Origin of the sequence: Streptomyces sp. (assembly GCF_019510245.1) — a bacterium.
GTDB lineage: Bacteria > Actinomycetota > Actinomycetes > Streptomycetales > Streptomycetaceae > Streptomyces.
This window is the reverse complement of the sequence record NZ_JAEKKT010000214.1, coordinates 21,064-27,255: the sequence shown is the minus strand read 5'-3', so window position 1 is coordinate 27,255 and position 6,192 is coordinate 21,064. Positions and strand designations below refer to the sequence as shown.

Annotated in this window: 7 protein-coding genes; 1 reads left to right on the top strand and 6 read right to left on the bottom strand. The window is 71.3% G+C overall.

All coding sequences use genetic code 11. The annotated features are described in order from the left end of the window. Positions 1-353 precede the first annotated feature (353 nt). Positions 354-1,376 (top strand): tryptophan--tRNA ligase, encoded by a 1,023-nt coding sequence (gene trpS / locus JF597_RS43135; RefSeq protein WP_294009603.1) that lies wholly within the window; start codon positions 354-356, stop codon positions 1,374-1,376. A 54-nt stretch (positions 1,377-1,430) separates the two neighbouring features. Here the strand turns inward: trpS and proC are convergent, their stop codons facing one another. The 6 genes from proC to JF597_RS43105 all read right to left on the bottom strand — a co-directional run bounded on the left by proC (position 1,431) and on the right by JF597_RS43105 (position 6,089). Beyond that, complete coding sequence (gene proC / locus JF597_RS43130) at positions 1,431-2,243, bottom strand: pyrroline-5-carboxylate reductase (RefSeq protein WP_294009600.1); 813 nt, start codon at positions 2,241-2,243, stop codon at positions 1,431-1,433. Positions 2,244-2,323: 80 nt separating this feature from the next. After that, on the bottom strand, positions 2,324-3,097 hold the full coding sequence (locus tag JF597_RS43125; RefSeq protein WP_294009597.1) for an ABC transporter permease: 774 nt from the start codon (positions 3,095-3,097) through the stop codon (positions 2,324-2,326). Continuing rightward, on the bottom strand, positions 3,094-3,903 hold the full coding sequence (locus JF597_RS43120) for an ABC transporter ATP-binding protein (protein WP_294009594.1): 810 nt from the start codon (positions 3,901-3,903) through the stop codon (positions 3,094-3,096). Before JF597_RS43120 ends, JF597_RS43125 begins: the two co-directional genes overlap by 4 nt. Positions 3,904-4,316: 413 nt before the next feature. After that, positions 4,317-5,132 (bottom strand): class I SAM-dependent methyltransferase, encoded by an 816-nt coding sequence (locus JF597_RS43115; RefSeq protein WP_294009591.1) that lies wholly within the window; start codon positions 5,130-5,132, stop codon positions 4,317-4,319. A 74-nt stretch (positions 5,133-5,206) separates the two neighbouring features. Continuing rightward, positions 5,207-5,713, bottom strand: coding sequence for an EamA/RhaT family transporter (locus JF597_RS43110; RefSeq protein WP_294009588.1), 507 nt, complete (start codon positions 5,711-5,713; stop codon positions 5,207-5,209). Positions 5,714-5,768: 55 nt separating this feature from the next. Further along, the gene (locus JF597_RS43105; protein WP_294009586.1) at positions 5,769-6,089 is read right to left on the bottom strand and encodes an SH3 domain-containing protein; all 321 of its coding nucleotides are present in this window, start codon (positions 6,087-6,089) and stop codon (positions 5,769-5,771) included. Positions 6,090-6,192 lie beyond the last annotated feature (103 nt).

Sequence of the window (6,192 nt, the reverse complement as noted above, 5' to 3'; positions counted from 1 at the left end):
TTACGCGAATACGCATGCCGAAGCCCCCGGCGACGGGTCGCCGATTGCTGGTAGGTACCTGCGGAATGGCTGTCCGGGGACCGATTTGGGTCGGCGCTCACGTCGGACAACCCGGAGAACAGTACGTATCCGGTTGGGGCGTGTCAACTTGCCGCGGGCGGCACCCCGGCGGCGTATGGTGGACGGCATGACTACGCGTACGTGTGCCCAGCAGTGGTGGCCCGCCTGACGGCGGCCGCGCTCACGTACGTATTCAACGGCCGCCGCCTCGGCGGTCGTTCGCGTATCTCCCTCCAGAACCCCTGAGGGCCGGCCGCCGGGGGCGGCGGCCTCGACCAGGAGGTGGAGAGGGAATGACACGGGTCTTCAGCGGGATCAAGCCGACCGGGCACCTAACACTGGGGAACTACCTGGGAGCGATGCGGCAGTGGGCTGCCGTCGATCAGCACCAGGCCGACGCGCTGTTCTGCGTCGTCGATCTGCACGGCATGACCGTGGACCACGATCCGGGCCGGCTGCGCAGGCTCACCCGGCAGGCGGCGACGCTGCTGCTGGCGGCGGGGCTGGATCCGGAGCTGTGCACCGTGTTCGTGCAGAGCCACGTCGACGAGCACACCCGGCTGTCGTACGTCATGGAGTGCGTGGCGACCGACGGTGAGATGCGGCGAATGATCCAGTACAGGGAGAAGGTCGCGAGCGAGGGCGCGCGGGGGCGGGGAGTGCGGCTGTCCCTGCTGACGTATCCGGCGCTGATGGCGGCGGACATCCTGGCGTACGGGGCGGACGAGGTGCCGGTCGGTGACGACCAGGCGCAGCACGTGGAGCTGACGCGGGATCTGGCGGTGCGCTTCAACCAGCGCTACGGGCACACCTTCGTGGTGCCGAAGGCGACCGTGCCGACGGTGGCGGCGCGGGTGATGAACCTGCAGGATCCGACGTCGAAGATGGGGAAGAGCGACGACTCCGGTCCCGGGATCGTCTATCTGCTCGACGAGCCGGACGTGATCCGGAAGAAGGTCATGCGCGCCGTGACCGACAGCGGGCGGGAGGTCGTCTACGACCGGGAGGAGCGGCCCGGGGTCGCGAATCTGCTGGAGATTCTCGCTGCGTGCACGGGCGGGAACCCTGAGTCACTGGCAACCGTTCACGATTCGTACGGCGCTCTGAAGCAGGCCACCGCGGAGGCGGTCCTTGAGACGCTCAGGCCCGTGCGGGCCAGGCACAGGGAGTTGTGTGCCGATCCGGGATATGTGGAGGGGGTGCTGCGGCGTGGGGCGGAGAAGGCTCGGGCGATCGCCCGGCCGATCGTCGATACGGCCTACCGGGCGATCGGGCTGTTGCCGCCGGGGGGCCTTCTCGGGGACGGCCGTACCTGAGCCGGTGTTGAACGCGGCGCGGTAGCCCGCCGTCCCCGTGCGGCTGCTCTCGCCTCAGTCCTTCTTTCCTGAGGCCAGCTCGCGACTGCGGTCGCGGGCTGCCTCCAGGGCGGCGATGAGGGCGGCGCGGACGCCGTGGTTCTCCAGTTCGCGGATGGCGTTGATGGTGGTGCCTGCAGGCGAGGTGACGTTCTCGCGGAGTTTGACGGGGTGTTCGCCACTGTCGCGGAGCATCACGGCGGCGCCGATCGCGGACTGGACGATGAGGTCATGGGCCTTGTCGCGGGGCAGGCCGAGCAGGATGCCGGCGTCGGTCATGGCCTCGACCAGGTAGAAGAAGTACGCCGGGCCCGAGCCGGAGAGGGCGGTGCAGGCGTCCTGCTGGGACTCGGGGACCCGGAGGGTCTTGCCGACGGCGCCGAAGATCTCCTCGGCGTGGGCGACATGGGCCTCGGTGGCGTGGGTGCCGGCGGAGATGACGGACATCGCCTCGTCGACGAGGGCGGGGGTGTTCGTCATGACGCGGACGACCGGGGTGCCGGTGGCGAGGCGCTCCTCGAAGAAGGAGGTGGGGATGCCCGCGGCACCGCTGATGACGAGGCGGTCGGCGGGGAGGTGCGGGGCGAGTTCGTCGAGGAGGGTGCCCATGTCCTGGGGCTTGACCGTGAGGATCAGGGTGTCGGCGGTCTTCGCGGCCTCGGGGTTGGTGACCGGGGTGACTCCGTGGCGGGCGCGGAGTTCTTCGGCCCGTTCGGGGCGGCGGGCGGTGACCAGGAGGTCGGCAGGGGCCCAGCCGGCGCGGATCATTCCGCTGAGCAGGGCTTCGCCGATCTTGCCGGTGCCGAGGACTGCGACTTTCTGACTCATGCGGTTCAGTCTGGCACCGGGGGGCAGGGCGGGGGCGGCCTGTCCGCTGGCCGGACGTCGTCGATGGACGTCGCCTGCGGCTAGGCCGTGCGTCGCCTCAGGGTGGCCGCGCCGAGGGTCAGAACCAGCAGGGCGCAGCCGGCGACGATCAGGACGTCCCTGACGAAGGTGGCGGTCATGTCGGTGTGGCGGAGGACCTCGTTCATGCCGTCGACGGCATAGGACATGGGGAGGACGTCGGAGACGGCTTCGAGGGCGGGGTGCATCTCGGTGCGGGGGGTGAAGAGGCCGCAGAGGAGGAGTTGGGGGAAGATCACCGCGGGCATGAACTGGACCGCCTGGAATTCCGAGGCCGCGAAGGCCGAGACGAAGAGACCGAGGGCCGTGCCGAGCAGGGCGTCGAGCAGGGCGACCAGGAGCAGGAGCCAGGGGGAGCCGGTGACGTCGAGGCCCAGGAGCCAGACGGCGAGGCCGGTGGCGAGGGCCGACTGGATGATCGCGAGGAAGCCGAAGGCGAGGGCGTAGCCGGCGATGAGGTCGGCCTTGCCGAGGGGCATGGCGAGGAGGCGTTCGAGGGTGCCTGAGGTGCGTTCGCGGAGGGTCGCGATGGAGGTCACCAGGAACATCGTGATGAGCGGGAAGATGCCGAGGAGCGAGGCGCCGATGTTGTCGAAGGTGTGCGGGCTGCCGTCGAAGACGTAGCGGAGCAGGACCAGCATCAGGCAGGGGATGAGGAGCAGCAGCGCGATGGTGCGGGGGTCGTGGCGGAGCTGGCGCAGGACGCGGGCGGCGGTGGCGGTGGTGCGGGAGAGGTTCAGGGCGCTGACGGGGATGGTGGCCGGCTGAGTGGTCATCGTGCCGATTCCTTCGTGCGGGAGGTGGCGGCGGCTTCGTCGACGAGGTGGAGGAAGGCGGCCTCGACGGTGTCGGAGCCGGTGCGGGTGCGCAGGGCCTCGGGGGTGCCGTCGGCGAGGATCTCGCCCTCGCGCATGAGGAGGAGGCGGTGGCAGCGTTCGGCCTCGTCCATGACGTGGGAAGAGATGAGGAGGGTGGCGCCGCGGGTGGCGGCGATGGAGTGGAAGAGGTTCCAGAGGTCGCGGCGCAGGACGGGGTCGAGGCCGACGGTGGGTTCGTCGAGGACGAGGAGTTCGGGGCTGCCGAGCAGGGCGACGGCGAGGGAGACGCGGTTGCGCTGGCCGCCGGAGAGGTTGCCGGCGAGGGCGTCGGCGTGGCTGGCGAGGTCGACTTCGTCGAGGACGCGGTCGACGTCGGCGCGGCGCTGTGCGGTGGGGCGGGTGGGGTCGAGGATCGAGCCGAAGTAGTCGAGGTTCTGGCGGACGGTCAGGTCGTCGTAGACGGAGGCGGCCTGGGTGACGTAGCCGATGCGGGTGCGGAGGGAGGGGTGTCCGGCGGGTCGGCCGAGGACGTTCAGGGTGCCGGTGACCTTGGCCTGGGTACCGACGACGGCACGCATCAGGGTGGACTTGCCGCATCCGGAGGGGCCGAGGAGACCGGTGATCTGACCGCGCGGGACGGTGAAGTCGAGTCCGCGCAGAACGGTACGGGGGCCGCGGACCGCGGTGAGTCCGGCGGCCTGGACGGCGTAGGGCAGGGCGGGGTTGCCGGGGGCCTCGGGCGGCTCCGGCGAGTAATTCACCATGTGATGAATAATGCGCGGGAGGGAGTGCGGCGTCAAGGGCGAGGGAGGGGAGGGCGGCCGGGGGGGTGGGCACGCTTACCGGCGCTGGCAGGGTGCCTCCCCCAGCGCCCACCCGTGCCGCCCTGCGGCACGCCTGCCCGCAGCTAGGTATGCAGCTGACGCGACTGCAGCGCCCCGTCAGGGGCGCTGGGGGTACCCCCCCGGCCGAAGGCTGGGGGAGGAACTGCGCGACCAGCCCCCACCGGCCCGCAGGCGAAGAAATCGGTGCCGCGGTTAAGCAGCTGACGCGACTGCAGCGCCCCTGACGGGGCGCTGGGGGTACCCCCAGCCGAAGGCTGGGGGAGGAACTGCGCGGCCAGCCCCCACCGGCCCGCGGGTGGGGGCTGGCCGCAGGCCGGTGGTCTCGGTGGCGCTCAGGTGTTGAGGGCGACGAGCAGGAGGACGTCGTACGTCTCCTCGACGATCCCGTCGGGGAAGATCTCCAGGAGGTGGGCGCGTTCCTCGGTGAGGAACGCGGTGCGGCGGTCCTCGGAGGTGACGAGGAAAGCCGAGTGGCTGCCGATGTTGGCGAGATGGGTGTCGACCGGCACGCGGCGGCTCCAGCGGACCTCACGGCGGGCGAAGCGGAGCCGCCCGCTGGGGTCGGCGAGGTCGGTGCGGTCGGCGGACTTGCTCTGCTCCGCCCTGACGTCGACGCCGAAGAACCGGGCGACGCGGTCGGCGGAGCCGGCGATCCAGTCGATGTCGAGTGCGCTGGTGTTCCACCACAGCGCCAGCGCCCCGCCGGGACGCAGTACACGGAGCGCCTCCGGCACGGAGCGGGCCGGGTCGGTCCAGTGCCAGGCCTGGGCGTAGGTGAGGAAGTCGGCGGTGGCGCCGGCGAGCGGAAGGGCGTTGCCGTTGCCGCGGACGATCGGGATGCCGGGGCGGGTGGCGCGGAACTGCGCCGCCATGCCCTCCCCCGGCTCCACCGCGACCACGTCGGCGCCGCGCGCGTGCAGGAGGGCCGTCGCGATACCGGTGCCCGCGCCGACGTCGACCACCCGGGCACCCGTGAGGGAGCGGCCGGCCTCCTCCTCGACGGCGTCGAGGAGAGCCGGCGGGTAGGAGGGGCGGTTCGCGGCGTACTGGGCCGCGGCGGCGTTGAAGGAGCGCGCGCGTGCGGCGTGGGAGGGGGCGGGGGTCGGGGTCAGGTTTCGGGGTTGCGACTGCGACTGGCCTGTGGTCATGCCGCCATGGTCCCCGGGGGTGGGGCGGGCGCGACAGGGATTTCCGCGGGTGGGCCGGATCCGCCGCGTCGGCCTCAGGGCTTCCGCTTCTTCTTCGACGGGTTGCCCGAGCGGCGGGTGGAGCGGCGTTCGTGTTCCTGGACGGCGGTGTCGTACTCGGCGCGGTGGAGGTTCTCGCCGGGGGCCTCGGTGAGGGAGCGGAAGAAGTAGGCGAGGAGCGAACCGACGAAGCCGATCGCGAGGAGGCCGCGCAGGGAGGCCTGGCGTTCGGGATCGGGGCGCCTGCCGAAGGACTCCCAGGTGTTGCGGAAGGCCAGGGCGCTGCAGATGGCGAACATCGCGCCGACGAGGACGGTCACGAAGGCGCCGGTGTCGGCGAGCTGGACGCCCTCGTAGGCGAGGCGCAGGACCAGGCAGGAGACGACGGCCGCGGCGAGCGAGCCCACGGCCACGCCGATCCGGCGGGCGGTGTAGCCGTCGTCGTGGTTCACCCAGGACGTGCCGAAGAAACGGAGGGGCTCGGGACGGGGCCCGCCGGTGGAGCCCGCGGGGGTGTCCGGGGTGCCTGGTTCGTCGCTCACGGGACGATTATGGCGCCGGGGGCCCGCGGGCTCCGGATCGGGGCTGGTGTACGGATCAGCCGCAGCGGTCGGCCACGTAGCCGTCGCTGCCGGTGTGGACGTAGGAGTCCGAGACGTACTCGCCGTTGTCGATGTTGTCCCAGATGTTCGAGGTGCCGTAGTAGCCGGACACCGTCGTGCCGGGTGTCTGGCAGAAGATCGGGACGCGGGTGCCCTCGGGGAGGGTCCGCGTGATGCCGTAACCGGTGCCCGGGCCACTGCGGACGTTGAGGCGGACGCCGGGGGCGACCGCGTACGTCTTCACGGATGCCGCCAGCGTCGTGACGGCCTCCCCCTCGTCGCTGCTCCCGGTTTCCTGTGCGTGATCGACAGACATGTGGTGCTCCCCCCACTGGACCCATGAGTGCCATGGAGTCCCGTTGATTCCCCTCATTCGAGCCACGAAACACATGTTTGTAACTCGCACGCGGAGGCTAGCA

Excerpts from the sequence above, each read along its gene's own strand:
- trpS (WP_294009603.1), top strand. The coding sequence starts at position 354 with ATGACACGGGTCTTCAGCGGGATCAAGCCGACCGGGCACCTAACACTG.
- proC (WP_294009600.1), bottom strand. The coding sequence starts at position 2,243 with ATGAGTCAGAAAGTCGCAGTCCTCGGCACCGGCAAGATCGGCGAAGCC.
- JF597_RS43125 (WP_294009597.1), bottom strand. The coding sequence starts at position 3,097 with ATGACCACTCAGCCGGCCACCATCCCCGTCAGCGCCCTGAACCTCTCC.
- JF597_RS43120 (WP_294009594.1), bottom strand. The coding sequence starts at position 3,903 with ATGGTGAATTACTCGCCGGAGCCGCCCGAGGCCCCCGGCAACCCCGCC.
- JF597_RS43115 (WP_294009591.1), bottom strand. The coding sequence starts at position 5,132 with ATGACCACAGGCCAGTCGCAGTCGCAACCCCGAAACCTGACCCCGACC.
- JF597_RS43105 (WP_294009586.1), bottom strand. The coding sequence starts at position 6,089 with ATGTCTGTCGATCACGCACAGGAAACCGGGAGCAGCGACGAGGGGGAG.